A 24,133-nucleotide genomic window follows, 5' to 3' on the forward strand; every position below is an offset into this window, starting at 1 on the left:
AACAACAACAACGATGCCGGAGACAAGCCCTGCAACGCCCGCCGCACAGGACCTGCGCGGTCACATCGCCCTCATCGGCGCCGGCCCCAGCGGGCTGGCTGCCGCGCGCAACCTGCAGAAGCTGGGCGTGCTTTTTCAGGGCTTTGAAGCGCACACCGATGTGGGCGGGCTGTGGAACATCGACAACCCGCGCAGCACCGTCTATGAGTCGGCACACCTGATCTCCAGCAAGCACACCACGGAGTTCACCGAGTTCCCCATGCGCCCCGAGGTGGCTGACTACCCAAGCCACCGGGACATGCGCCAGTATTTCTTCGATTTTGCAGAGCACTTTGGCCTGCGCCAGCACTTCTGGTTTGGCACGCGCGTGCTCCGGGTCGAACCGGTGGGCGAGGGCGCCGCGCCGCTGTGGCGCGTGACGTGGACGCAGCACGGTGGCCCCGCGCAAACCGCAGAGTTCAAGGGCGTGGTCATTGCCAACGGCACGCTGGCCGAACCCAGCATGCCGCGCTTTGACGGGCACTTTGACGGGGAGCTGCTGCACACCAGCGCCTACAAGAGTGCCGAGCTGTTCAAGGGCAAGCGCGTGCTGGTGGTGGGCGCTGGCAACTCGGGCTGCGACATTGCGGTGGACGCGGTGCACTACGCGCGCAGCGTGGATATCTCGGTGCGGCGCGGCTACTACTTCGTGCCCAAGTATGTGTTCGGCAAGCCTGCAGACACGCTGGGCGGCAAGTTCAAGATGCCGCCCTGGCTCAAGCAGAAAGTGGACAGCGTGGTGCTGCAATGGTTCACCGGTGACCCTGCGCGCTTTGGCCTGCCCAAGCCCGACTACAAGATGTACGAGTCGCACCCGGTGGTCAACTCGCTGGTGCTGCACCACCTGGGCCATGGCGACATCCACGTCAAACCCGACATCGCGCGTTTTGAAGGCCACACGGTGCACTTCAAGGACGGCAGCGCGCAGGACTACGATCTGGTGCTCTGCGCCACCGGGTACAAGCTGCACTACCCCTTCATCGACCACAGCCTGCTCAACTGGCAGGGCATGGCACCGCAGCTCTACCTCAACATCCTGTCACCCCGGTTCGACAACCTGGCCGTGATGGGCATGATCGAAGCCAGCGGCATCGGCTGGCAGGGCCGCCATGAGCAGGCCGAGCTGGTGGCGCGCTTCTTCAAGGCGCAGGCCGAGGGCTCGCCGCGCGCCGAGGCCCTGCGCCAGGCCAAGGCCGGGCCGCCGCCCGATCTGTCGGGTGGCTTCAAGTACCTCCAGCTCGAACGCATGGCGTACTACGTGCACAAGGACACCTACCGCAACGCGGTGCGCGCTGCTGCTGCAGCCCTCGCCGCAAAGGACTGACGCCATGCTGCCTGTGGACGAAATACGCCTCAACTTCAACCCCGCGTCGCTGGTGGTGCTCAATGTGGTGCTGGGTTTTCTCATGTTCGGCATTGCGCTGGATACGCGCGTGGCCGACTTCAAGCGCGTGCTGCGCATGCCGGGTGCCATGGCGGTGGGCATTGCCGCGCAGTTCATCGTGCTGCCTGCGGTGACCTTTGCGCTCACGCTGCTGCTCAAGCCCGGGCCCAGCATTGCGCTGGGCATGATCCTGGTGGCTTGCTGCCCTCCCGGCAATGTGAGCAACATCCTCACGCACCGGGCGGGAGGCAATGTGGCGCTATCGGTGTCGATGACGGCCATCTCCAATGCGCTGGCCATCGTGCTCATGCCGCTCAACTTTGCCTTCTGGGGCGGCATGCACCCCACGGCGGCGCCGCTGCTGCGCAGCATTGCGCTCGACCCGCTGGAGATGGCGGGGCACATCGTGGTGATCATCGGGCTGCCCTTTGTGCTGGGCATCCTGTGTGCCGAAAAGCTGCCGCGCCTCACACAGCGCGTGAACAAGCCGGTGCGCATCCTCAGCTTTCTGTGCCTCATCGGCTTCATCGTGGGCGCGGTGGCGGGCAACTGGCGCTACTTCCTCGACTACGTGGGCCTGGTGCTGCTGGCCGTGGCGCTGCACGATGCGCTGGCCTTCGGCACCGGCTACGCCTGCGCGCGGCTCAGCGGCTTGCCCGACTACGACCGGCGCGCCGTGAGCATCGAGGTCGGCATCCGCAATGCGGGCCTGGGCCTGGTGTTGATCTTCAGCTTCTTTGGCGGGCTGGGCGGTATGGCCGTGGTGGCGGGCGTGTGGGGCTTCTGGGACATCATCGCGGGGCTGACTCTGGCGAGCTGGTGGGGGCGCAGGCCTGCGCAGATACCGCCGGCCGGCACCCTCCCGGAGCAGCGGACATGACCAGCATGGAGTGGGGAAATCGCCGGATTCTGGTCACCGGCGCAGACGGCTTTCTGGGCCGTAGCGTGATGGCCGCGCTGGCAAGTGAAGGGGCCGGGACCATTGTGGCGACCGATGTGCGCGATGTGCCCGCCGAGCGCCGCCTGCCCGGTGTGACCTACTGGGTGCAGGACGTGCGCGACCCCGGTCTGGCGCAGACGCTGGCGGACCACGCCATCGACAGCGTGGTGCACCTGGCGTCCATCGTCACGCCCGGCAAGGGCTCCAGCCGCGAGTTTGAATATTCGGTGGACGTGCTGGGCAGCCAGAACGTGCTGGATGCCTGTGTAGCCACCGGCGTGAAGCAACTGGTCGTCAGCTCCAGCGGCGCGGCGTACGGCTACCACGCCGACAACCCCGCGTGGCTGCGCGAGACCGACGCGCTGCGGGGCAACGAGGTGTTTGCCTATTCACACCACAAGCGGCTGGTGGAAGAGATGCTGGCGCAATACCGCACGCAGCATCCGGCGCTGGCGCAGACGGTACTGCGCATCGGCACCATCCTGGGTGAGCGGGTGGACAACCAGATCACGGCCTTGTTTGAAAAGCCGCGCCTGCTGGCCATCCGGGGCAGCGAGAGCCCGTTTGTTTTCATCTGGGACGAAGACGTGACCGGTGCCATCCTGCATGCGCTGCGCACGCAGCGGGCGGGCTGCTTCAACCTGGCGGGCGATGGTGCCTTGCCCTTGCGCGAGATCGCCCGGCGCCTGGGCAAGCCCGTGCTGCAGCTGCCTGCCGGGCTGCTGCGCACGGCGCTGGCCGTGGGCTCCGCGCTCGGTGTGAGCCGCTACGGCCCTGAGCAGCTCGACTTTTTGCGCTACCGACCGGTGCTGTTGAACACGGCCCTCAAGGAGGTGCTGGGCTATTTGCCAGGCAAGACCAGCGTCCAGGCGTTCGAGGCCTTTGTCGCTGCCCGGGCGCGGCAGGGCCGTCCGGTGGCCGCGGGCGCTGCGGTGGCGGCCGCATGAATGCGCCAGTGGCCTTGAGCCGTGGCGACCTGTTGCGTGCCCTGGCGGTGGTGGTCATCTGGGGGCTGAATTTTGTGGTGATGAAGCTCGGCCTACAGGGCCTGAGCCCCATGCTGCTGGGCGCGCTGCGCTTTACGGCGGCATCGCTGCCCTTTTTGCTCGTCGTGCCGCGCCCGGCCTTGCCGTGGCGCTTTGTGGTGGGCTATGGGCTGGCGCAGGGACTGGGGCAGTTCGGCTTTCTGTTTCTGGGGCTGCAACTGGGCATGACGGCGGGCATGGCGTCGGTGGTGATGCAGACCCAGGCGTTCTTCACCTTGCTGCTGGCTGCGCCGTTGCTGGGGGAGCGCGCCAAGCCCTGGCAGTGGGGGGGGCTGTTGCTGGCGTTCGGCGGCTTGATGACCATCGGCCTCGCGCATGGCGAGGGGCCGGGCCAGATGACGCTGGCGGGGTTTGTGCTCACCCTGGGGGCAGCGTTCATGTGGGCGGTGTCCAACCTGGTGGCACGCCGCGCGGCGCAGGCCGGGGCGTATGCGCCGTTTCCGTTCATCGTGTGGAGCTGTGTGGTGCCCATTGGGCCGTTTTTTGCGCTTGCGTTGTGGAGCGATGGCTCCGCCGCCGTGTGGGCACAGCTGCAGTCTTTGAATGGCACGGGTTTGCTGGCCGTGGCCTACCTGGCCTTTCTGGCCACACTGCTGGCCTACACGCTGTGGACGCAGCTGCTGCAACGCCATGCGGCGGGCCGGGTCACGCCGTTTTCGCTGCTGGTGCCGGTGGTGGGGCTGTGGGCGGCCTATGCCTTTCTGGGTGAAACGCCTGCGCCCCTGCAGTGGGCGGGTGCGGCCGCAGTGCTCTGCGGGCTGGTGGTGAACCAGGTGGGAGGCTTGTGGTGGGCCCGCCGTGCCACAGCTTCCTAGAATGGCCGCTTTCCGCATCGAGGAGGCAGGGTGGCTGAGAGCGCGTTTTTGTGGGTGAAAGGGCTGCGGTTTGCGTACCCAGAGTGTGCGGTGCTGGACAACCTGTCGCTGTCATGGCCCCCGGGTCTGGCTTTGGTGCGAGGTGATGAAAGCACCGGCAAAACCACGCTGCTGCGTGTGCTGGCTGGCGAGCTGACAGCGCAGGCTGGCAGCATCACGCTGCAGGGGGTGGAACTGAAAGAAGCCGCCAAGATCTCGGCATCACTGGTCTTCTGGGCGGACCCGCGATCCAGCGAGTGGGACCCGCTCACGGCCCGGGGTTGGCTCGACAGCCTGCCCGCGCGCTACCCCCAGTGGGATGCGGCAGGCTTGGTGGAACACATCGACGGGTTCAGCCTGCACGAGCATCTGGACAAGCCCTTCTACGCCCTGTCTACCGGTAGCAAGCGCAAGGTGCTCATGGCTGGGGCCTTGGCGTCGAGTGCACCGCTGACCTTGATCGACGAGCCGGTGGGCGGGCTGGACAAGCCCTCTGCCCGCTACCTCGCGCAGGCCCTGGCGTCCCAGGCGGCCCGATCAGACCGCCTGACCGTGGTGGCGCACTACGAAGCACTGCCCGATGTGCCCTGGGGTTCGGTGCTGGACCTGGAGCGATTGTGAGGTTTTGTCAGGTGGTCGAGGGCGCCTTGGGGGCATGTGTCCCGGTGGCGATTCTGTAGGCAAGGTCTGCCGTAGACTGCAGAGCTGACCGTTTCCTCTCACTCACGCCTCACCCTGCAAGGACCGCCCCATGGATGCGCTGCTATTTGTTCCAGTTGCCATCGCCATCTCGCTCACCCCCGGGCCCAACAATTTTTGTGGCCTCAACAACGGCATCCGTGCGGGTGTGGGCCCCGCGCTGATCGCCACGGTGGGCCGCGCAGCGGCCTTTGCCATTTTTCTGACCGTGTCTGCGGTGGGGCTGGGCGCGATGCTGCTGGCGTCCGAGGCAGCATTCACGGCGGTGAAGTGGGTGGGCGCCGCCTACCTGTTCTGGCTGGGCTGGAAGGCCTGGCACAGCCGCGAGTTCAGCGGCCTGGCACTGGATGATGCGCCCGGCGGTGCCCCGGCATCGGGCCAACCGGCGCAGTTCTCTCTGCGTGCGCTCATCACCCAGGAGTTTCTGCTGGGCATCACCAACCCCAAAGCCATCATCCTGTTTGCGGCGATCTTTCCGCAGTTCATCGACCCCGCGCAGCCTGCAGCGCGCCAGTTTCTGGTGCTCGGCTCCATCTATCTGGGCAGCGAATTCGTGTCGACCGCTGTGTACGCCAGCTTCGGGCGCCAGATCCGCCGATTCATCCGCACCTCGCGCGGTGTGGCTCGGCTGAACAAGGCCACGGGCGGTTTCTTCATGGGGGCTGGCGGCCTTCTGCTGGCCACCAACCGCTGATTTCGACCCCCTGGCGGGGCTGAGCCGATACATCGGTAAACCCCGCCCAAAGCGCGCGTAAATCCCCGGTAAAGGGGGTCTGCCGGACGGCAGCCCCGGGGGATGCGCTGGCTACCATACCCCTTCGCTCATTCCTGGTTGCGCCCCACCATGCCCCTGAACCGTTCGTTTGCCCGTCCACAGAGGCCCGCAAGATTGCAGTCTGGCAAGCTGCGTTGGACCTCCGCGTTGTTGATGGCCGCCATTGCGCTGGCGGCGGTGGGAGGTGGTGCCTGGTGGTGGAAGCAGCGCCAGGATGCAGCAGCCGCTGCCACCACTGGCGGTTCCGCCACGGGCCCGAACGCGGCGCGCAGGCCGGGCGGCGGCCCCGGGCGCTTTGGCGGCGGCAACATGCAGCCCGTGTCGGTAGGTACCGTGCAGCGGGGCGATGTGCGGGTGGTGGTGAGTGCCATCGGCACCATGAGCGCCCGCGCCACGGCCGTGGTGCGCGCCAAGGTCAGCGGCGAGCTGACGTCGGTGCGCTTCAAGGAAGGCGACGAGGTGCGTGCTGGCCAGTTGCTGGCCGAGATCGATGCACGCAGCTACCAGGCTGCGCTGTCGCAGGCCCAGGGCACGCTGCAGCGCGACCAGGCGCTGCTCAAGAATGCGCAGCTCGACCTCAAGCGTTATCAGGACCTGCTGGCGCGCGACTCCATCGCCAGCCAGCAGGTGGACACCCAGGCCGCACTGGTGCGCCAGCTGGAGGGTACCGTGGCATCCGACCAGGCACAGGTCGATGCCGCGCGCCTGCAACTGAGCTACACCCAGGTCACCGCGCCCTTTGCGGGCCGGCTGGGCCTGCGCCAGGCCGACAAGGGCAATGTGGTGGGGCCCAGCGATGCGAACGGCATCGTCACCATCAATCAGGTGCGGCCCATCGATGCAGCGTTCTCCGTGCCCGAGGCGCACCTGCCCCAGATGCGCCGCCGCATGGCCGCTGGCGAGGAACTGCCCGTGGAGCTGTGGGACCGCGATAGCCGCCGCCAGTTGGCCAAGGGCCGCGTAGTGGCGCTGGACAACGCCATAGACAGCGCCACCGGCACCATCAAGGTGAAGGCCGCTTTTGCCAATGAAGACGGCGCCCTGTACCCCAACCAGTTCGTCAACGTGCGCCTGCAGGTCAACCTGCTCCAGGGCGCGCTGACCGTGCCGGCCACGGCCGTGCAGAACAATTACGTCTACTTGGTGCAGGAAGACAGCACCGTGACCCAGCGCCGCATCCGCGTGGGTGTGACCGACGGCGACCGCGTGAGCGTCGAAGGCGAGCTGCGCGAGGGCGAGCAAGTGGTCACGGACGGCATCGACCGCCTGCGCGAAGGCGCCAAGGTCGCCGTCATCGATGCTGGTGCCGTCACCCGTGCCGACCAGGCGGCGCAGGACCAAGCCGCACAGCGCCGTGCCTTCATCGCATCGCTGCCGCCTGATGTGCGTGAAAAGCTGCAGAAGATGAGCCCCGAAGAGCGCCGCGCTTTTCTGCGCGAGCGGCGGGCACAGATGGGTGCAGGCGGCACAGCGGCTTCAGCGTCGGCGGCCTCTGCTGCTGCATCTTCCGCGTCAGGTGTGGGTGTTCCCGCTGCTGCCCCGGCGTCTGCTCCGCAGGCCTCTGCAGCGCCACGACAGCAGCGCAGTGAAGCACCAGCCCGCGCTGCTGCACCGCAAGCCTCCCCAGGTGCGGCGCCGCCTGCACCGTCTGCATCCCCCGCAGCGCCTGCAGACCGCGCCGTGGAACCCCCAAGGGGCATCCCTCCGCAGGTGAAGGCACTGCTAGACCAGATGCCCGCCGACGAGCGCGCCCGCGTGATGGCAATGCCGCAGGAGGAGCGCCGTGCCTATATCCGCGAGCGGCTGCAGCAGCAACCGCCGTCCCCCGGTGGCGCGGCCAGCCCGGCGCGCTGAGCGCAGCGGCACCCCGGTTTCTCCCCTGCCTGTTTTGCCAGCGCACCCGTCGCCATGAACCTGTCGCGCCTTTTCATCCTGCGCCCCATCGCCACCGCGCTGCTGATGGTGGCGATCCTGATCGCGGGGCTGATGGCCTACCGGCTGCTGCCCACCTCGGCCCTGCCCGAGGTGGACTACCCCACCATCCAGGTCACCACGCTGTACCCGGGCGCGAGCCCGGACGTGATGACCTCCAACGTCACCGCGCCGCTGGAGCGGCAGTTCGGCCAGATGCCGGGGCTGTCGCAAATGTCGTCCACCAGCTCGGGCGGGGCCTCGGTGATCACGCTGCGTTTTGCGCTCGACATGGCGCTGGATGTGGCCGAGCAGCAGGTGCAGGCGGCCATCAACGCGGGCAGCAACCTGCTGCCCAGCGACCTGCCCATGCCGCCGCTGTACAGCAAGGTCAACCCGGCCGATGCGCCCATCCTCACGCTGGCCATCACCTCGCCCTCGCTGCCCGTGATCCGCGTGAACGACTTGGTAGAAAACCGCCTGGCACCCAAGCTGTCGCAGGTGCAGGGCGTGGGCCTGGTTGCGATTGCGGGCGGGCGCCGCCCGGCCGTGCGCATCCAGGCCAACCCCACGGCGCTGGCGCAGCTGGGCCTCACGCTGGAGGACGTGCGCACTTCCATCGCCGCCGCCAACGTCAAGCAGGCCAAGGGCGGCTTTGACGGCCCGGCCCGTGCATCCACCATCGATGCCAACGACCAGCTGCAGTCGGCGGCTGAATACCGCGACCTCATCATCGCCTTCAAGAATGGCGCCCCCGTGCGCCTGAAGGACGTGGCCGAAACGGTGGACGATGCGGAGAACACCCGCCTCGCCGCCTGGGCGGGCACGGCTGACACGGGCGCCAAGCCCGGCGTGATCCTCAACATCCGCCGCCAGCCCGGCGCCAACGTGATCGACACGGTGGACCGCATCAAGGCCCTGCTGCCGCAGCTGCAAAGCACCTTGCCCGCGTCGCTGGATGTGCAGGTGCTGACCGACCGCACGGTGACGGTGCGCGCCTCGGTGCGCGACATGCAGGTGGAGCTGGGCCTTGCCGTGCTGCTGGTGGTGGCAGTGATCTTTGTGTTCCTGCGCAGCCCCTCGGCCACGCTGATCCCGAGCGTGGCCGTGCCGCTGTCGCTCATCGGCACCTGCGGCGTGATGTACCTCGCGGGCTTCTCCATCAACAACCTCACGCTGATGGCGCTGACCATCTCCACCGGTTTTGTGGTGGACGATGCCATCGTGATGATCGAAAACATTGCCCGCTATGTGGAAGAGGGCGAGGCACCGCTCGCGGCTGCGCTCAAGGGCTCGCAGCAGATCGGCTTCACCATCATCTCGCTCACCATATCGCTGATTGCCGTGCTGATCCCGCTGCTGTTCATGGGCGATGTGGTGGGGCGGCTGTTCCACGAGTTCGCCATCACGCTGGCCGTGTCCATCCTGATCTCGGCCGTGGTGTCGCTCACGCTCACCCCCATGCTGTGCGCGCGCCTGCTGCGCCACACGCCCGAAGAGAGCCACGGCCGCCTGTACCGCGTCACGGGTCATTTCTTCGACCGCACCATTGCGGGCTATGGCCGCATGCTGGGCTGGGTGCTGAACCACCGGGGCACCACTTGGCTGGTGTTTGCGGCCACGCTGGCGCTCACCGTGGTGCTGTACCTGTTCATTCCCAAGGGCTTCTTTCCGGTGCAGGACACCGGCACGCTGCAGGCCACCACCGAGGCCGACCAGTCGATCTCGTTTGCCGGCATGGCCGAGCGCCAGCAGGCCGTGGCTGAGCGGCTGCTGCAAGACCCGGCCGTGCGCAGTGTGTCGTCGTTCATTGGTGTTGATGGCGCGAACACCACGCTCAACACCGGCCGTCTGTTGATCGACCTGCAACCCCATGCAGACCGCGACAAGGCCGATGTGGTGCAGCAGCGTCTGGCCGAGCGTGTGCAGAACCTGCCGGGCATCCGCCTGTTCATCCAGCCGGTGCAGGACCTGACCATTGAAGACCGTGTGGCACGCACCCAATACCAGTGGCTGCTGTCGTCGCCCGACATGCAGCAGCTGACCACCAGCACCACCGAGCTGCTGCGCCGTCTGCGCGCCTTGCCCGAGCTGACCGATGTGGCCAGCGACCTGCAGGACCAGGGACGCCAGGCCTATGTGCAGATCGACCGCGCCCAGGCCAGCCGGCTGGGCGTGACGGTGGCGGGCATTGATGCAGCGCTGTACAACGCCTTTGGCCAGCGGCTGATCTCGACCATCTTCACCCAGTCCAACCAGTACCGCGTGGTGCTGGAGGTGGCGCCGCAGTTCAAGGTGGGGCCCGAGGCGCTGCAGAGCATTTATGTGCCCTCCAGCGTGGGGGCGCCGGTACCGCTGTCGTCGGTGGCGCGCATCGAGGAGCGCAACATGCCGCTGGTGGTCAACCATGTGGGCCAGTTGCCTGCTGCGACGATTTCGTTCAACACCGCGCCTGGCGTGTCGCTGGGCAACGCCGTGGCCGCCATCGAGCGCGAGAAGGCGGCCGTGCAGGCTGAGGGGCAGTTGCCGCTGTCGGTGGAGACGAGCTTCCAGGGCGCGGCGCTGGCGTTCCAGGCGTCGTTGTCGAACACGCTGCTGCTGATTCTGGCGGCGGTGGTCACCATGTACATCGTGCTGGGCGTGTTGTACGAGAGCACGGTGCATCCGGTCACGATCTTGTCCACGCTGCCATCGGCCGGGGTGGGCGCACTACTGGCTTTGATGGCGGCGCGGCTGGACCTGGACATCATTGCCATCATCGGCATCGTGCTGCTGATCGGCATCGTGAAGAAGAACGCGATCATGATGATCGACTTTGCGCTGGAGGCGCAGCGGGACGAAGGCCTGAGTGCGCGTGATGCGATTTATCAGGCGTGTCTGCTGCGGTTCCGGCCCATCTTGATGACGACGTTGGCGGCTTTGCTGGGGGCGTTGCCGATGATGCTTGGGACAGGGGTGGGCAGTGAGCTGCGGCATCCGCTGGGGGTGACGATGGTGGGAGGGCTGATCCTGAGTCAGTTGCTCACGCTGTTTACGACGCCGGTGATTTACCTCACGTTTGAGGGGTGGGCGCAGCGGTGGCGTGGGCGGCACGGTGAGGTGGCGTGATGGCTTCTATGAACCTCGCTTGGTCGCTGGCCGTTCGGGCTGAGCCTGTTGAAGCTTTGGCGTGCTGGTTTGACACGCGTGCTTGGGTTCAGGGCGGAGGCCGGGAGTCGCCCCGGCGGGCGAGGTACTTTTCTTTGCTTCGCCAAAGAAAAGTACCCAAAAGAAAGGCGACCCCCAGTCTGCGACCCCTTCGCGGTGCGAAGGGGCAAACCTGCGGCGGGGCGGTTGCGGGGCGCGCCGTGGAACTCGCTTTGCGCTGCGCGCGCCGCTCAGACAGCCACGGCGAGTCAGCTCACGAAGCATGGGCGCTCCGACGCCCATGCTCACCCCGCAACCGCCCCGCCGCAGGCGCAGCCAGCAGGGGTGGGACCGCCGAACAGCCAACATCCATTCGGGCCATTGCTGCGCTCGGCCTCGTCTCGCGGGCGCAAGCGCCACGCGCTGCGCAAGCTGGGCCGAGCGAAGCAAAGGCCCGTGTGGATGTTTGGTTCCCCTTGCCCCTCTGGATGCGCCGAGGAGCGCAGGGTTTGGCGGATCAGGGCTCGCGATTGTCTGAGCGAAGCGAGTTCGAGCGAGACCCCGCCAAACCCGAGCACCGCAGGTTGCCCCGAAGCGAAGCGCAGGGGACGCAGACAGTGGGGTCGCCTTTCTTTTGGGTACTTTTCTTTGGCGAAGCAAAGAAAAGTGCCTCGCCTGCCGGGCGACTCCCGGCCTCCGCCCTCGACCAAGGCATGCTGCCCAATCAGCGCACGCGGCCAGAAACTACAAAAACAATAGCAGCGAGCGCATATCCCACTAGCGCATCCAGCCAAAAACACCCCAAAACCACCCGGAGAGCCCACCCATGAGCCTCTCCACCCCCTTCATCCACCGCCCCATCGGCACCATGCTCCTCACCCTGGGCCTGGCCCTGGCGGGTGCCGTGTCGTTCTTCCTGCTGCCCGTGGCCCCGCTGCCGCAGGTGGACTACCCCACCATCTCGGTCAGCGCCAGCCTGCCCGGGGCCAGCCCCGACACCATGGCCGCCACCGTCGCCACGCCGCTGGAACGGTCGCTGGGCGCGATTGCGGGCGTCACCGAGATCACCTCGCGCTCCATCTTGGGCAGCACCTCCATCACGCTGCAGTTCGACCTGGACCGCAACGTAGACAGCGCCGCGCGCGATGTGCAGGCTGCCATCAACGCCGCACGCACGCTGCTGCCCACGGGCATGCCCAGCAACCCGACCTACCGCAAGGTCAACCCGGCCGACTCGCCCATCATGATCCTGGCACTCACGTCGGACCTGCTCACCCGCGGACAGATGTACGACGCGGCCTCCACCGTGCTCGCGCAAAAGCTCTCGCAGGTCGAGGGCGTCGGCCAGGCCACGGTGAGCGGCGGCGCGCTGCCCGCCGTGCGGGTGGAGCTGGACCCGGTGCGGCTCGCGTCCAACGGCATCTCGCTGGAACAGGTGCGCAGCGCCATCGTCAGCACCAACGCCAACCGGCCCCTGGGTGCGGTGGAGCGGGAGGACCACTACTGGCAGGTGGCCACCAACGACCAGGCCCGTGTGGCGGCCGACTATGCCCCGCTGGTGCTGCGCTGGAAGAACGGGCAGGCCGTGCGCCTGCAGGACGTGGCCGACGTGGTGGACTCGGTGCAGGACGTGCGCAACTTCGGCGTGGCCAACGGCAAGCCGGCCGTGCTGCTGCAGGTGTACAAGCAGCCCGGCGCCAACATTCTGGAGGCCGTGGAGCGCGTGCGCTCGCTGCTGCCCGCGCTGCAGGCGTCCATCCCGGCGGCCATCGACATCGAGGTGGTGTCCGACCGCACGCCCACGCTGCGCGCGTCGGTCAAGGAGGTGGAGCGTGCGCTGCTGATTGCGGTGGCGCTGGTGGTGCTGGTGGTGTTTCTCTTCTTGCGCAACGGGCGCGCCACGCTCATCCCCAGCGTGGCGGTGCCGGTGTCGCTGGCCGGCACGTTTGGCGTGATGTACCTGGCGGGCTACACGCTCGACAACCTCTCGCTGATGGCGCTCACCGTGGCCACGGGTTTTGTGGTGGACGACGCCATCGTGGTGCTGGAGAACATCATGCGCCACATGGAACGGGGCAAGACCGCGCTGAGGGCGTCTCTCGACGGAGCGCGCGAGATCGGCTTCACCGTGGTGTCGATGAGCATCTCGCTGATTGCGGTGTTCGTGCCCATCTTGTTCATGGGCGGCATCGTGGGGCGGTTTTTCCGCGAGTTCGCCATCGTCATGTCCTCGGCCATCCTGGTGTCGATGGTGGTGTCGCTCACCACCACGCCCATGATGTGCGCGGCACTGCTCAAGCCCCACAGCCCGGCACCGGCGCAGCGCCGGGGCTGGGTGGGGGCCTTCAGCCATCGGCTTGGTCGCTGGGTGGAGCGTATCCAGGTGCGAGGCATGCGCCTGTACCGCCGCAGCCTGGCCTGGTGCCTGCGCCACCAGCCCGTGGCCTTGCTGGCGCTGGCGTGTGTGGTGGGGCTCAACGTGTACCTCTACACCGCCATCGACAAGGGATTCATGCCCGAGCAGGACACCGGGCGCATCTCGGGCTTCATCCGAGCCGACCAGGCCACGTCCTACCAGGCCATGGAGCAGCGGCTGCAGCGTTTCCTGTCCATCGTGCAGGCCGATCCGGCCGTGGAACACGTAACCGGCTTCACAGGGGGCTGGCAGCGCAATGCGGCGCAGATGTTCATGACCCTCAAGCGCGGGCCGGGGCAGGAGAGTTCCGAGGCCGTGATAACGCGGCTGCGCGAGCAACTCAAGAACGAGCCGGGCGCGCGCCTGTTCCTGGTGCCGCAGCGCGACATCCGCATTGGTGGGCGGCAGAGCGGTGCATTCTTCGACTACACCCTGCAGGCCGACGACATTGGCGACCTGCGCACCTGGGAGCCGCGCATCCGCCAGGTGCTGAGCCAGCTGCCCGAGCTGGAGGACGTGAACAGCGACGTGCAGGACTTTGGACTGCAGACCTCGCTGGTCATCGACCGCGATGCCGTCACGCGCCTGGGCTTGACCATGGCGCAGATCGACGCCACGCTCAACAACGCCTTTGGCCAGCGCCAGGTGGGCGTGATCTACAACCCGCTCAACCAGTACCGCGTGGTGATGGAGGCTGCGCCGCGCTACCTGCAGAACCCCGAGACGCTGCGCGGCTTCTTCTTCGTCAACAGCCAGGGGCAGCAGATTCCGCTCACGGCGTTTGCGCGCATCACCACCACCAACACGCCGCTGTCGGTCAACCACGACCGGGGCACGCCCGCCAGCAGCATCAGCTTCAGCCTGGCGCCGGGGGTGTCGCTGTCGCAGGCCACCGAGGCGGTGAACAACGCGGTGGCTGAGTTGGGCGTGCCGGTGTCGGTGCGCGGCTCGTTCAGCGGCACGGCGGGGGCGTTTCAGGACGCACTGGCGGGCCAGCCGCTGCTGATCCTGGCAGCCATCATCACCATCTACCTGGTGCTGGGCATGTTGTACGAGAGCCTGGTGCACCCCATCACCATCCTGTCCACGCTGCCGTCTGCGGGCGTGGGCGCTTTGCTGGCGCTCATGCTGTTCAAGACCGAGTTCTCGCTCATCGCACTCATTGGCGTGATTCTGCTGATCGGCATCGTGAAGAAGAACGCGATCATGATGATCGACTTTGCCCTCACGCGGCAACGACAGCAGGGCGAGCCGGGCAGGGCGCCCGTCACCGCAGCGCAGGCCATCTACCGCGCATGCAACCTGCGGCTGCGCCCCATTCTGATGACCACCGTGGCCGCTATCTTTGGGGCCTTGCCACTGGCCCTCGGGCGGGGCGATGGGGCCGAGCTGCGGCAGCCGCTGGGTATTGCGATTGTGGGTGGCCTGCTGGTGAGCCAGTGGCTCACGCTCTACACCACGCCGGTGGTCTATGTGGCGCTCGACCGGCTGCGTGCGCGCGTGCTGCGTGCCGTGCAGCGGCGCCGCAAGCCAGCGGGCGCCATGCCCGCGGCCCCGGTGGTATTGCAAGGAAACGACGGATGACCTCTTTCACTTTTTCTCGCCTGGCTAGCCGGACGGCCGGGCCTGCGTTGCTGGCCAGCGGCCTGTGGCTGGCGGGCTGCGCGCAGACGCCGCCGTATGAGCGGCCCACCATGGACATTCCGGCCGCCTACAAAGAGCAGGCTGCCGCCCAGGCCCAGGGCATCTGGAAGCCCGCGCAGCCGCAGGCCTCCACCGCTTTGCCCGAGACCTGGTGGACCGTGTACGGCGACGCTGTGCTGGACCGCCTGCAGCAACAGGCCGAGGCCAACAGCCCCACCCTGGCGCAAAGCGCCGCCCGCCTGCGCGCGGCCCAGGCGGCCGTGACCAGCAGTAGCGCGGCCGCCTTGCCCACCGTGGGGGCCAATGCCAGCAGCAGCCGTGCGCGCAGCGGCACGCAGCTGAGTAATCAGGGCGATGGCAGCAGCACCGCGCGCATCAGTACCAGCCATTCGCTGGGCCTCACCGCCAGCTGGGAGCTGGACCTGTGGGGGCGCATCTCCGCCGGGGTGAGTGCCGCGCAGGCCAGTGCTCAGGCCAGTGCCGACGACCTGGCCGCTGCGCGGCTGTCGCTGCAGGCGGCCGTGGCGCAGACGTATTTTTCACTGCGCGCGGCCGAGGCCCAGGCGGCGCTGCTGGGCGAGACGCTCAAGGCCTACGACCGCAGCTGGGAGCTGACGCGCAACCGCCAGGCGGCCGGTGTGGCCTCCAGCGCCGATGTGGCGCAGGCCGAGGCGCAGTACAAGTCCACCCAGGTGCAGCTGCTGGAGGCCCAAACCACGCGCAGCCAGCTGGAGCACGCGCTGGCAGCGTTGCTGGGGCAGGCGCCTGCTGCCTTTGCGCTGGAGCCCACCGCCGCGCTGCCCGCACCGGCCGATGTGCCCCAGGCCCTGCCGTCCGACCTGCTGCAGCGCCGCCCCGATATCGCCGCTGCCGAACGCCGCGTGGCGGCGGCCAACGCGCAGATCGGCGTGGCGCGCGCGGCGTATTTCCCCACGCTCACGCTGTCGGCAGCGGGCGGATACCGGGGGGCGCCGCTGGCGGAGCTGTTCAGCGCGCCCAACCTGTTCTGGTCGCTGGGGCCGGCGCTCGCGGCGTCGATTTTTGACGGCGGTGCGCGCAGTGCTGCGGTAGAGACCGCCCGTGCCAACCACGCGCAGGTCACGGCCGCCTACCGCCAGACGGTGCTGACCGCGCTGCAGGAGGTGGAGGACAACCTCACGGCCGCCGCCGCGCTGGCGCAGGAGGAACAACTGCAGCGCGAGGCCACCGCCGCCGCCCAGCGTGCGCTGGACGTGGTGGAGAACCAGTACCGTGCGGGCACCGTGGGCTACCTGAATGTGCTGGCCGCCCAGACCACCGTGCTGTCATCGCAGCGCAGCCTGATCGACGTGAAGAGCCGCCGCCTGACGGCGGTGAACGCGCTGCTGAAGAACGTGGCGGGCCGCTGGGAGGTGGAGGAAGGGTAGGCCACAGCCGTCGCAAATCGACCCAAGGGCGATGGTGCACGTTGAACCCCAACAAGCAGCGGTCGCGAAATGGGCCCCAGCGCTCTGCGGATCGCGTCGTGGCGCCTGCAAACCAAAGGCGCTGCCACCGTCCACTTTGATCGGCGTGGTCAGCTCACTGTGCATGCCTGGCCCATGCATCCAGCGCCATCACAAGGAGTCGTGGCATCTGGGCCAAGCCGGCGCAGCCCATCCACTGGCTGGCGAACCTATTCCCGGGCGCCCACGGGGCAGCGGGCAAGTGCCCCCGATCTACGAGGCCCGGGGGCGTGGTGGCGACTGTCTCCTGGTGCTCGCAGAGCTAGTCACTGGCGCATGATCCACTTGTAGATCTGCTTGGCTTCGGCATCGCTGATCGGGGGGCGTTCCGAGCCATCGGGCATCTTGGCCTTCATTTCCCAGTGCTGCCCGCCGCCGTCTGTCGTGCCTTTCTGAATGGTCGCGGTCAGCGATTTTTCAGCGTCGTGGTTGCCCTTCCAGAGTTTGGCGATGTGCTTGAAAGATGGGCCTATCGTGTCTTTGCTGACCGCGTGGCACTGCAGACACTGCTTTTCCTTGACGAGCTTGGAGTTGGCGAAGGCCGGCGCACTCACCATGAGCACGCCAATCAGAATGGAACCAGATAACTTGTTCATCTTTATCCCCTCGATGGCGAAATGCCGTTCAGAACCTGTTCACGATCTCGCAGGGGTTGCGCTCCAACCCTTCGGGGAGTGGCTTTGGCAGGCGGCCTGCGCCGCGCATTCCATCCCCGCAGAGACTGCTGCGCGAATTCTGGGAGATCGTTAACAGGTACTTGCACGCTAACATGCAAGTGGCGGGCAGGTTTGATTTCGATCAATGGACCCGGATTTGTGAGTGCCAAATGGTGGGTGACAGCCGTCAGTTCCGCCGCGCCGAAGATCAGCGGGCTCCGGCGGCGCCCCCACCCAGGGCCAATCCACACTCCGGTCGATCGCGGTATCCCTACATGGCCCTGAACAGGTGTGCGTACATGCGGCTCACCGGCAGCCGCTCGGGCCGCCCGCGCAGGCTCAGGTGCTGCTTGCCCGCCTCGTCGCGCGTGACGGTGGCAATGGCCGTGGCGCGCACCAGGGTGCTGCGGTGCACCTGCCAGAACTCCTGGGGGTCGAGCTGTTCGATCAGCTCCTTGAGCGCGGTGCGGATCAGGTATTCACGCTCGGCGGTGAGCACGCGCACGTACTTGTCGGCCGCCTCGAAATACACCACTTCACCCACCGGCACCATGTGGATCTGCGTGCCGTGGCTGGCCTGGATCACGCTCAGCCGCGTGGCGGCAGCAGCAGGCGCGGCGGCGGGCGCAGTGCCCACGCCGGGCGCGCCCAGCAGCGCGCGCAACTGGGCCATGGTGGCTTCGAGTTCGGGCGAGGGCAACGCCGCCGACGGTGCGGCGGGCGCTGCGCCAGTAGCTGCAACGGCTGAAGCGCGCTGCGCCAGCAGGCCCTGCACCTTGGCCACGGTGCGGGCCAGCCGGTCGGCCTGGATGGGCTTGAGCAGGTAGTCCACCGCCTGGGCTTCGAACGCCTGCACGGCGTACTGGTCGTAGGCGGTGGCAAACACCAGCGCCGGAAAGGGCAGGTCATCTGGCCATGCATCGGCCAGCTCGGCGGCCGCCTCGATGCCGCTCTGGCCGGGCATGCGGATGTCGAAAAACAGCACGTCCGGCCGTAAGGCCAGCGCCTGCCGCACCGCCGAGCGGCCGTCGCCCACCACGGCCACCATTTGCAGCTCTGGCCACACGCGGGCCAGGTCCTGCTGCAGGGCGGCGGCCAGCAGCGGTTCATCTTCGGCAATCAGGGCGCGTGGCACGGGCTCTGTCATGGTGTGTCGGCAGATTTCAAGGGAAAAGTGACGGTAGCGCTAGTGCCGCTTGGCTGAACAGCTATCAATTCAAGAGCGCCTGCGGGACCGTGCAGCGTGGCCAGGCGTTCGCGCACCTGGGCCAGGCCAAAGCTCTGGCCGGGGCCTGGGGTGGGCAGGGTGGCGGGTAGGCCCGCCCCGGTGTCTTGGACCTCGATGACCAGCAATGGGCCGTGGGGGCTCTCCTGGGTGCTTGCACGCACGGTGATGTGGCCGCCTTCTACCTGGGGCTCCAGCCCGTGGCGGATGGCGTTCTCCACCAGCGGCTGCAGCAGCAGGGGCGGCACCGGCACATCGCGCAGGGCATCGGGCAGGTCCAGGGTGTAGGCCAGGCGCGGCCCCATGCGCACGGCCATCAGCTCCAGGTAGTCGCGCAGGCGCTCAAACTCCAGGGCCAGCGGGTGCTGGGTGCTGCGCGATGCGCTGAGCGTGGCGCGCAGGTAGGCAATCATGCGGTCCAGCATGTGCTGCGCCCGGGTCGGGTCGGTGCCGATGAGCACGCGCAGGTTGGCCAGGGTGTTGAACAGCATGTGGGGTTCCAGCTGTGTCTCCAGCAGCTTCAGGCGCGATTCACTGGCGTGCATGCGCGCCTCGGCCATCTTGCCTTCCAGGTACGCCGACTTGTTGACCGCGTAGAAGTAGAACGTGCCCACCAGCCCCGCAATGGCCGTGATGAGGATGGACGTGCGCTGGTCGGCGCCGGAGATCAACGAGCCCGCCGGGTAGAAGTGAAAGTAGTGCACGCACAGCGTGTCGGCCAGCAAGGTGCCTGCGAGGTAGCCCACGACGATGCCCACCATCACCAGCGCAATGCCCTGCCAGCCCTGCGGCCAGCCCGTTTCGGCGGCGGACGGTATCAGCTCCCGCCCCAGGTCGATGATGGCCCAGGTGAAGGTGCCGATCAACACCGAATACACCACCGGCGGCCCGTAGGGCTTGTCGGGCATGAACGTGCATTGGATGGTGGCCACGACCAGTGTGAAGGCCACCACCTGCAGGTAGTGCCGCAGCTTGCTGACCCCGTTGAACTCGCGGCGCAGCTTCATGGCCAGTCTTGGCGGCGCTGCAAGGCTTCGCGCTCGCGCTGCACCATGCGCTCGCGCAGGCCGCTGCCGGAGCCGAGCAAAAACACCGACACCCCGTGCAACACCAGCCCCAGCCCCCAGCCCAGCAGCGGGTACACCGACCATGGGCGTGTGCCAAACGCATAGCGTGACATGGCAAAGATGAGGGCGTTGACCAGCACGAAGGCCAGTGCATGAACGTACCAGCCCAGCTTGGCGTTGGCGCGGCGGCGGGCGAGTCGGTCGAGGTCTTCGGGGGGCATGGGCATGGCGCTTTGCATTCTAGGCGGCTCAATGGGCACGAAAGCGCGCCCGCTGGGGCACTGTCAGGGGCGGGGCGAAGGGGACAGCGGCTGCAGTGGCTGCAGGTGCTTGGCAAAGAACGCCACAGTGCTCGCGTCCACCTGCGGCAGCACGCTGCGGTCAAAGCCGGGCGGGTCGCCCAGCAGCTCACGGGTCAGGTCGTTCATGCGGTCCAGCGGCGGCATGGGCGACAGCATGATGCCGTGGCTGCCGTCGGGCAGGTCGGCAATGTGCGTGCAGCGGTCCTGGCACGCGGCCAGCACGGCACTGCTGTGAAAGCGTGGGATCTGGTTCACGTCCTTGCCCGCGGTGATGAGCCCCAGCGCGGTGCGCGGGGTGGCCAGGCTGCCCATGTCGAAGTCGGCTGCAAACGGCACCACGGCCACCGTGGCCGCCACGCGCGGGTCGGTGTGTGCATACAGCGTCTCGTCGCCAAAGCGGTGGCGGATGATGGTGATGGCCACGGCCTTCTTGATGCCGTCCAGCCAGTTGCCGTGCAGGCGGGTGGTGAAGCCGACGCAGGACGAGAAATCCTCCGCCAGATGGGCCTCGCAGTGTTGCTTGAAGCGGGCGGGCGACCATTGCCCCCCGGCAAACACCAGGGCGGTATGGCCCCCGGCCGAGCCGCCAAACACGCCCACTTTGTCCAGCGCCAGCAGGGGCGCCAGGCGCGCATCGTGCGCCACGGCGTCCACTGCCCTGGAGACTTCGGCGGGGCGGCGCTTCCAGCTCTCCGGGCCCGGGGTGGAGGTGTCTTTGTAGTTGTCGCCGGCATGCTCGGGCAAGGCCACCACGAACCCGGCCTGCACCAGCGCACGGGCCAGGTCGGTGTGCACCCAGGGGCTCCCGCCCGAGCCGTGCGACACCACCACCAGCCGGCCGTTGCCCGGCACGGGTGTGCCCTGCCAGGCCAGCTGCAGCGCAAAGGGGCCGCGCTGCACGGGCTGGTCGGCTTCTTGTGCGGGGTAGAACACCGTGACGGGGCCGTCGCCCTGCTGCCCGGGCAACTCTGCGAGGCCCACGCCCGCATGGGCAGGGCTCGCCGTGATGACCGCAGCGGCCAGCAAGGCCAGGCACCAGGCCATCCAGGTTTTTGTCATGGCCGTATTTTTGTAGTTAGGAGTCATCGTCAGCCGATCAGCGGGGGTTTTGCGCAGCCGCCAGGCGATCACGCTCTGCCTGCACCATGCGCTCGTGCAGGTTGCTGCCGCCCGCAAGAAAGAACACCACCACGCCATGGATGGCCAGGCCAATGCCCCAGCCCATGGCGGGGAATACCGCCCAGTGCCGCCCGCTGCCCACCGACAGGGCAACCAGCAGCAGGTTGACGAGGAGGTACACGCTGGCATGGATGTACCAGCCCATTTTGGCCCCGGCACGGCGGCGGGCAAGGCGTTCGATGGGGTCGGTTGTGAGTGTGTGGTTGCGCATGGGATGCTCCTGTGCAGAGGGATGGTTATGGGGGCTCAGGCGGTGGCGGGCGTTGTGGCCAGGGGGGCGCTGCGTTGCACCAGCTTCCACAGCCGCAGCGAGCGCGCTGCAAACAGACCGTTGAACACGCCATACAGCGCTGCGATCTGCAATGCAAAGCCGCTGTCGCGGGCCAGTGCGGGTTGCAGGGCCAGCTCCACGCCCACAAGGTATTTGGTGAGGAAGATGCCCAGGATCAGTGCCAGGGGCATGGCGCTGCCGGGAATGTAGAAGCAGCGCGACGTGCCCTCGTACAGCGTGCCCTGGGGCGCGGCGGGTTGCAGCCACAGCGCCACGCTGGCAATGAACACGGCGGCCACCAGCCAGGCAGCCACCGGCAGCAGGGCCTGCCCCGTGCTCCCAAAGGCCGAGGCAATGCCATACACCGACAGACCGATCATCGCCGCCGGCATGACCATGGCCCGCACGAGGCCCACGTTGCGGGCCACCAGCTGGCTGCCGCCCAGCCAGAGGAGCCCGGCCAGCAGGGCCCAGACCCAGTAGGGCGTGTTTTCGATGATGCGACCCAGCATCTGGGGTTGTTGGACAAGGAGGTTGAGCAGCATGGTGATTCGTCCTGTGAACAAGGGGTGAGAACGGGTGGTGAAGGGGTCAGATCAGTCCCAGTGCGGACCAGACCGTATGGCCCAGGAAGCGTTCGGGCAGCAGCGTGAAGCCCCCGGCGACCACGCAGGCGCCGAGGTAAGTCCGTTGCATCAACTTGCGGTGGCCCACGACATTGCGGCGGGCCAGGTAGACGAAGGCCATCACCAACATGCCCAGCGTGACCGGGATCAGCAAGTGGATGAGCCCAAAGGTGCCCCAGCGCGGGCCGCCGCCACCCGTGATGAAGAGGGCCGACACGGCGGTGGCCACCATCAGCGTGACCCAGGCGTACCCGGCGGCACGGTGCAGGCGGGGGCGCTGCGTGGCGCCCTGGCGGGCCCACAGGGCGATGGGGCCGATGGCGACGGCGGCCAGCGCGGCGGCCATGTGGATGGCGATGACGGGGGTGATCTGCATGGCGGGGCTCCTGGCGGGTTCGATGGAACGAACTGTGCCGATGCCCTTCCCAGGGCGCCACAGCCCTGCGACGAAATGCAGCCAACCGGGCGTGAGATGCAGCCACGCGGAGTGAGTGGTGGGCGAATTTGGCCGCCGAATGCAGCTTGGGGGCGGTTTTGCGAGGGGCCTGGAGCCCTCGGCGGATAATCCCGCACCTATTTGCAAGGAGTGCGCGTGGACGTTGTATTGCTGGTCAAGGCCGCCATCATGGGGGTCGTCGAGGGGTTGACGGAGTTTTTGCCCATCTCTTCCACCGGGCACCTGATCCTGGCCGGGTCGTTGCTGGGGTTTGACGATGCCAAGGCCAAGGTGTTCGACATTGCCATCCAGACGGGCGCGATCTTTGCGGTGATCCTGGTGTACTGGGCCAAGATCCGGTCCACCCTGGTGGCCTTGCCCACCGAGCGCCAGGCGCAGCGTTTTGCGCTCAACGTGTTCATCGCCTTCGTACCGGCCGTGGTGCTGGGCCTGCTGTTTGGCAAGGCCATCAAGGCGCACCTGTTCACGCCCGTGGTGGTGGCCAGCACCTTCATCATTGGCGGCTTCATCATCCTGTGGGCCGAGCGGCGCCCGCCGTCGGCCACCCGCATCCACAGCGTGGACGCGATGACACCGCTGGATGCCCTCAAGGTCGGCCTGGTGCAGTGCCTGGCCATGATTCCGGGCACCAGCCGCAGCGGTGCGACCATCATCGGCGGCATGCTGCTGGGCCTGTCGCGCCAGGCGGCCACTGATTTTTCGTTCTTCCTGGCCATCCCCACGCTGATCGGCGCCGGGGTGTACAGCCTGTACAAGGAGCGCGCGCTGCTGTCGGCTGCCGATATTCCACTGTTCGCCACCGGGCTGGTGTTCTCCTTTCTCAGCGCCTGGCTGTGCGTGCGCTGGTTGTTGCGCTACATCAGTACCCACAGCTTTGTGCCGTTTGCCTACTACCGCATCGTGTTCGGCATCATCGTTTTGGCCACGGCATGGACTGGCTGGGTGCAGTGGGCCGACTGATAATCAGGCCATGCGCTGCACTACCGCCTGGATCTCATCTCCCTTGTTCCCCTTGCGGGCCCTGGTGATCGCCTGCGGGTGCGTCAGCCCCTGGGCAGGCGCCCAGGTATTGCCGGAGACCGCCGGCACGGAAACCGCTGTGTCCGACAAGGCAGAGGCTCAGCAGGCAGCAGCACCCAAGTTCAACTACGCAATCGGCGCCATCGTGGGCAGCAGCCCCGACTATGCGGGGGGCGATGGCCGCAAGAACAGCCTGCGTCCCGCCTGGGCCATCGAGTACGGTCGGTTTCGCCTGAGCACCTCGCGCGGCAGCGCCTTCATGGGCCATGGCCTGGGGCCCCGCGAGTCCGGCGCCAGCGCCACGCTGGCGCAGAGCGACCGCTTCAGCCTGAGCGCGGCCTTGCGCATTGACAAGGGGCGTGATGGGTCGGACGCACCCATTCTGGTGGGGCTGCCGTCGGTGCGCTCCACGCTGCGGGCGCGGCTCAGTGCAGGCTATGCCATCACCGACCGCTGGGCGGTAGGCGCCGGGGTCTCGCAAGACATCCTGGGCCGCGACGGCGGCGCGCAGTGGTCCACGAGCATTGGCTACACCTGGCCGGTGACGGAGCAGACCAAGGTCAGCTTCGGGGCGGGCGCCAGCTTTGGCGACCGCACCTACCTGCGCGGGCATTTTGGCGTGCCAGCCGGCGGCAGCAGCCCCTTGCCCGCGTTCGAGCCGCGTGGTGGCTTGTACAGCGTGGATGCCGGGGTGGAGGTGATGACGGCGCTCAACCGGCACTGGGTGGTGCTGGGCGCGGCCCGGGTGTCCCAGTTGCAGGGCGATGCGCGCCGCAGTCCGCTGACCGTGCAGCCGGTGGGCTATTCGGTATCGGTGGGGCTGGCCTACCGCTGCTGCCGCTAGGCCCGTCCCCCGCGGCATCGGTGGACCGGTGGCGGGCATGTCTGGCGAAAGTGCTAAGCTGCCGCTCACAGACAGTTACGCCCAGGCGGTCGCACCTTGTGCTGTCACCCTTTTTCGGTGCGTGACGCCGCCTTTCCGCTGATCCTCTCCCCCATTGGGGCATTGCCG

20 protein-coding genes are annotated in these 24,133 nt (G+C 67.5%); 12 read left to right on the forward strand and 8 right to left on the reverse strand.

What is annotated here, in order from left to right; genetic code table 11:
• Positions 1 to 13 precede the first annotated feature (13 nt).
• The 10 genes from C8C99_RS03115 (at position 14) to C8C99_RS03165 (ending at position 16,240) form a co-directional block, all read left to right on the forward strand.
• The gene (locus C8C99_RS03115; RefSeq protein ID WP_108624926.1) at positions 14 to 1,363 is read left to right on the forward strand and encodes an NAD(P)/FAD-dependent oxidoreductase; all 1,350 of its coding nucleotides are present in this window, start codon (positions 14 to 16) and stop codon (positions 1,361 to 1,363) included.
• A 4-nt stretch (positions 1,364 to 1,367) separates the two neighbouring features.
• Positions 1,368 to 2,303 carry a bile acid:sodium symporter family protein gene (locus tag C8C99_RS03120; protein ID WP_108624927.1) on the forward strand — a complete coding sequence of 312 codons (936 nt, stop codon included), beginning with the start codon at positions 1,368 to 1,370 and terminating at the stop codon, positions 2,301 to 2,303.
• Positions 2,300 to 3,310 carry an SDR family oxidoreductase gene (locus C8C99_RS03125; RefSeq protein ID WP_108624928.1) on the forward strand — a complete coding sequence of 337 codons (1,011 nt, stop codon included), beginning with the start codon at positions 2,300 to 2,302 and terminating at the stop codon, positions 3,308 to 3,310. The genes C8C99_RS03120 and C8C99_RS03125 overlap by 4 nt, the downstream gene beginning before the upstream one ends.
• A complete protein-coding gene (locus C8C99_RS03130) occupies positions 3,307 to 4,224 on the forward strand; it encodes an EamA family transporter (protein WP_108624929.1) in 918 nt (305 codons plus the stop codon). The genes C8C99_RS03125 and C8C99_RS03130 overlap by 4 nt, the downstream gene beginning before the upstream one ends.
• A 30-nt stretch (positions 4,225 to 4,254) precedes the next feature.
• On the forward strand, positions 4,255 to 4,884 hold the full coding sequence (locus C8C99_RS03135; RefSeq protein WP_108624930.1) for an ATP-binding cassette domain-containing protein: 630 nt from the start codon (positions 4,255 to 4,257) through the stop codon (positions 4,882 to 4,884).
• 130 nt (positions 4,885 to 5,014) lie between these two features.
• The gene (locus C8C99_RS03140; RefSeq protein WP_108624931.1) at positions 5,015 to 5,656 is read left to right on the forward strand and encodes a LysE family translocator; all 642 of its coding nucleotides are present in this window, start codon (positions 5,015 to 5,017) and stop codon (positions 5,654 to 5,656) included.
• 150 nt (positions 5,657 to 5,806) lie between these two features.
• Complete coding sequence (locus tag C8C99_RS03145; RefSeq protein WP_108624932.1) at positions 5,807 to 7,591, forward strand: MdtA/MuxA family multidrug efflux RND transporter periplasmic adaptor subunit; 1,785 nt, start codon at positions 5,807 to 5,809, stop codon at positions 7,589 to 7,591.
• 54 nt (positions 7,592 to 7,645) lie between these two features.
• Positions 7,646 to 10,756 (forward strand): MdtB/MuxB family multidrug efflux RND transporter permease subunit, encoded by a 3,111-nt coding sequence (locus C8C99_RS03150; RefSeq protein WP_108624933.1) that lies wholly within the window; start codon positions 7,646 to 7,648, stop codon positions 10,754 to 10,756.
• A gap of 844 nt (positions 10,757 to 11,600) precedes the next feature.
• Positions 11,601 to 14,774 (forward strand): efflux RND transporter permease subunit, encoded by a 3,174-nt coding sequence (locus C8C99_RS03160; protein WP_108624934.1) that lies wholly within the window; start codon positions 11,601 to 11,603, stop codon positions 14,772 to 14,774.
• Positions 14,771 to 16,240, forward strand: a complete 1,470-nt coding sequence (locus C8C99_RS03165; protein ID WP_056639391.1) for an efflux transporter outer membrane subunit — start codon at positions 14,771 to 14,773, stop codon at positions 16,238 to 16,240. Before C8C99_RS03160 ends, C8C99_RS03165 begins: the two co-directional genes overlap by 4 nt.
• Before the next feature lie 344 nt (positions 16,241 to 16,584).
• On the opposite strand, the gene C8C99_RS03170 is transcribed toward C8C99_RS03165, so the two are convergent.
• The 8 genes from C8C99_RS03170 to C8C99_RS03205 form a co-directional block, all read right to left on the reverse strand.
• Positions 16,585 to 16,914, reverse strand: coding sequence for a c-type cytochrome (locus tag C8C99_RS03170; protein WP_056639389.1), 330 nt, complete (start codon positions 16,912 to 16,914; stop codon positions 16,585 to 16,587).
• Between the two features lie 331 nt (positions 16,915 to 17,245).
• Positions 17,246 to 18,121, reverse strand: a complete 876-nt coding sequence (locus C8C99_RS03175; protein WP_108624935.1) for a LytTR family DNA-binding domain-containing protein — start codon at positions 18,119 to 18,121, stop codon at positions 17,246 to 17,248.
• Complete coding sequence (locus C8C99_RS03180) at positions 18,118 to 19,206, reverse strand: sensor histidine kinase (RefSeq protein WP_108624936.1); 1,089 nt, start codon at positions 19,204 to 19,206, stop codon at positions 18,118 to 18,120. The genes C8C99_RS03175 and C8C99_RS03180 overlap by 4 nt, the downstream gene beginning before the upstream one ends.
• On the reverse strand, positions 19,203 to 19,493 hold the full coding sequence (locus C8C99_RS03185) for a 2TM domain-containing protein (RefSeq protein ID WP_108627021.1): 291 nt from the start codon (positions 19,491 to 19,493) through the stop codon (positions 19,203 to 19,205). Before C8C99_RS03185 ends, C8C99_RS03180 begins: the two co-directional genes overlap by 4 nt.
• Before the next feature lie 57 nt (positions 19,494 to 19,550).
• Positions 19,551 to 20,627 carry an alpha/beta hydrolase family protein gene (locus tag C8C99_RS03190; protein ID WP_369866997.1) on the reverse strand — a complete coding sequence of 359 codons (1,077 nt, stop codon included), beginning with the start codon at positions 20,625 to 20,627 and terminating at the stop codon, positions 19,551 to 19,553.
• Between the two features lie 37 nt (positions 20,628 to 20,664).
• Positions 20,665 to 20,958, reverse strand: a complete 294-nt coding sequence (locus C8C99_RS03195) for a 2TM domain-containing protein (protein ID WP_108624938.1) — start codon at positions 20,956 to 20,958, stop codon at positions 20,665 to 20,667.
• Positions 20,959 to 20,993: 35 nt separating this feature from the next.
• Positions 20,994 to 21,563, reverse strand: coding sequence for a DUF6622 family protein (locus C8C99_RS03200; protein ID WP_108624939.1), 570 nt, complete (start codon positions 21,561 to 21,563; stop codon positions 20,994 to 20,996).
• A 46-nt stretch (positions 21,564 to 21,609) separates the two neighbouring features.
• Positions 21,610 to 22,020, reverse strand: a complete 411-nt coding sequence (locus C8C99_RS03205) for a DUF2306 domain-containing protein (RefSeq protein WP_108624940.1) — start codon at positions 22,018 to 22,020, stop codon at positions 21,610 to 21,612.
• Positions 22,021 to 22,236: 216 nt separating this feature from the next.
• On the opposite strand from C8C99_RS03205, the gene C8C99_RS03210 reads away from it, so the two are divergent.
• On the forward strand, positions 22,237 to 23,061 hold the full coding sequence (locus C8C99_RS03210) for an undecaprenyl-diphosphate phosphatase (protein WP_056639687.1): 825 nt from the start codon (positions 22,237 to 22,239) through the stop codon (positions 23,059 to 23,061).
• 10 nt (positions 23,062 to 23,071) lie between these two features.
• On the forward strand, positions 23,072 to 23,965 hold the full coding sequence (locus C8C99_RS03215; protein WP_108624941.1) for a MipA/OmpV family protein: 894 nt from the start codon (positions 23,072 to 23,074) through the stop codon (positions 23,963 to 23,965).
• Positions 23,966 to 24,133: the final 168 nt, after the last annotated feature.

Origin of the sequence: Acidovorax sp. 107, assembly GCF_003058055.1 — a bacterium.
Classification (GTDB): domain Bacteria; phylum Pseudomonadota; class Gammaproteobacteria; order Burkholderiales; family Burkholderiaceae_C; genus Acidovorax.

Excerpts from the sequence above, each read along its gene's own strand:
- C8C99_RS03115 (WP_108624926.1), top strand. The coding sequence starts at position 14 with ATGCCGGAGACAAGCCCTGCAACGCCCGCCGCACAGGACCTGCGCGGT.
- C8C99_RS03120 (WP_108624927.1), top strand. The coding sequence starts at position 1,368 with ATGCTGCCTGTGGACGAAATACGCCTCAACTTCAACCCCGCGTCGCTG.
- C8C99_RS03125 (WP_108624928.1), top strand. The coding sequence starts at position 2,300 with ATGACCAGCATGGAGTGGGGAAATCGCCGGATTCTGGTCACCGGCGCA.
- C8C99_RS03130 (WP_108624929.1), top strand. The coding sequence starts at position 3,307 with ATGAATGCGCCAGTGGCCTTGAGCCGTGGCGACCTGTTGCGTGCCCTG.
- C8C99_RS03140 (WP_108624931.1), top strand. The coding sequence starts at position 5,015 with ATGGATGCGCTGCTATTTGTTCCAGTTGCCATCGCCATCTCGCTCACC.
- C8C99_RS03145 (WP_108624932.1), top strand. The coding sequence starts at position 5,807 with ATGCCCCTGAACCGTTCGTTTGCCCGTCCACAGAGGCCCGCAAGATTG.
- C8C99_RS03150 (WP_108624933.1), top strand. The coding sequence starts at position 7,646 with ATGAACCTGTCGCGCCTTTTCATCCTGCGCCCCATCGCCACCGCGCTG.
- C8C99_RS03160 (WP_108624934.1), top strand. The coding sequence starts at position 11,601 with ATGAGCCTCTCCACCCCCTTCATCCACCGCCCCATCGGCACCATGCTC.
- C8C99_RS03165 (WP_056639391.1), top strand. The coding sequence starts at position 14,771 with ATGACCTCTTTCACTTTTTCTCGCCTGGCTAGCCGGACGGCCGGGCCT.
- C8C99_RS03170 (WP_056639389.1), bottom strand. The coding sequence starts at position 16,914 with ATGAACAAGTTATCTGGTTCCATTCTGATTGGCGTGCTCATGGTGAGT.
- C8C99_RS03175 (WP_108624935.1), bottom strand. The coding sequence starts at position 18,121 with ATGACAGAGCCCGTGCCACGCGCCCTGATTGCCGAAGATGAACCGCTG.
- C8C99_RS03180 (WP_108624936.1), bottom strand. The coding sequence starts at position 19,206 with ATGAAGCTGCGCCGCGAGTTCAACGGGGTCAGCAAGCTGCGGCACTAC.
- C8C99_RS03185 (WP_108627021.1), bottom strand. The coding sequence starts at position 19,493 with ATGCCCATGCCCCCCGAAGACCTCGACCGACTCGCCCGCCGCCGCGCC.
- C8C99_RS03190 (WP_369866997.1), bottom strand. The coding sequence starts at position 20,627 with ATGACAAAAACCTGGATGGCCTGGTGCCTGGCCTTGCTGGCCGCTGCG.
- C8C99_RS03195 (WP_108624938.1), bottom strand. The coding sequence starts at position 20,958 with ATGCGCAACCACACACTCACAACCGACCCCATCGAACGCCTTGCCCGC.
- C8C99_RS03200 (WP_108624939.1), bottom strand. The coding sequence starts at position 21,563 with ATGCTGCTCAACCTCCTTGTCCAACAACCCCAGATGCTGGGTCGCATC.
- C8C99_RS03205 (WP_108624940.1), bottom strand. The coding sequence starts at position 22,020 with ATGCAGATCACCCCCGTCATCGCCATCCACATGGCCGCCGCGCTGGCC.
- C8C99_RS03215 (WP_108624941.1), top strand. The coding sequence starts at position 23,072 with ATGCGCTGCACTACCGCCTGGATCTCATCTCCCTTGTTCCCCTTGCGG.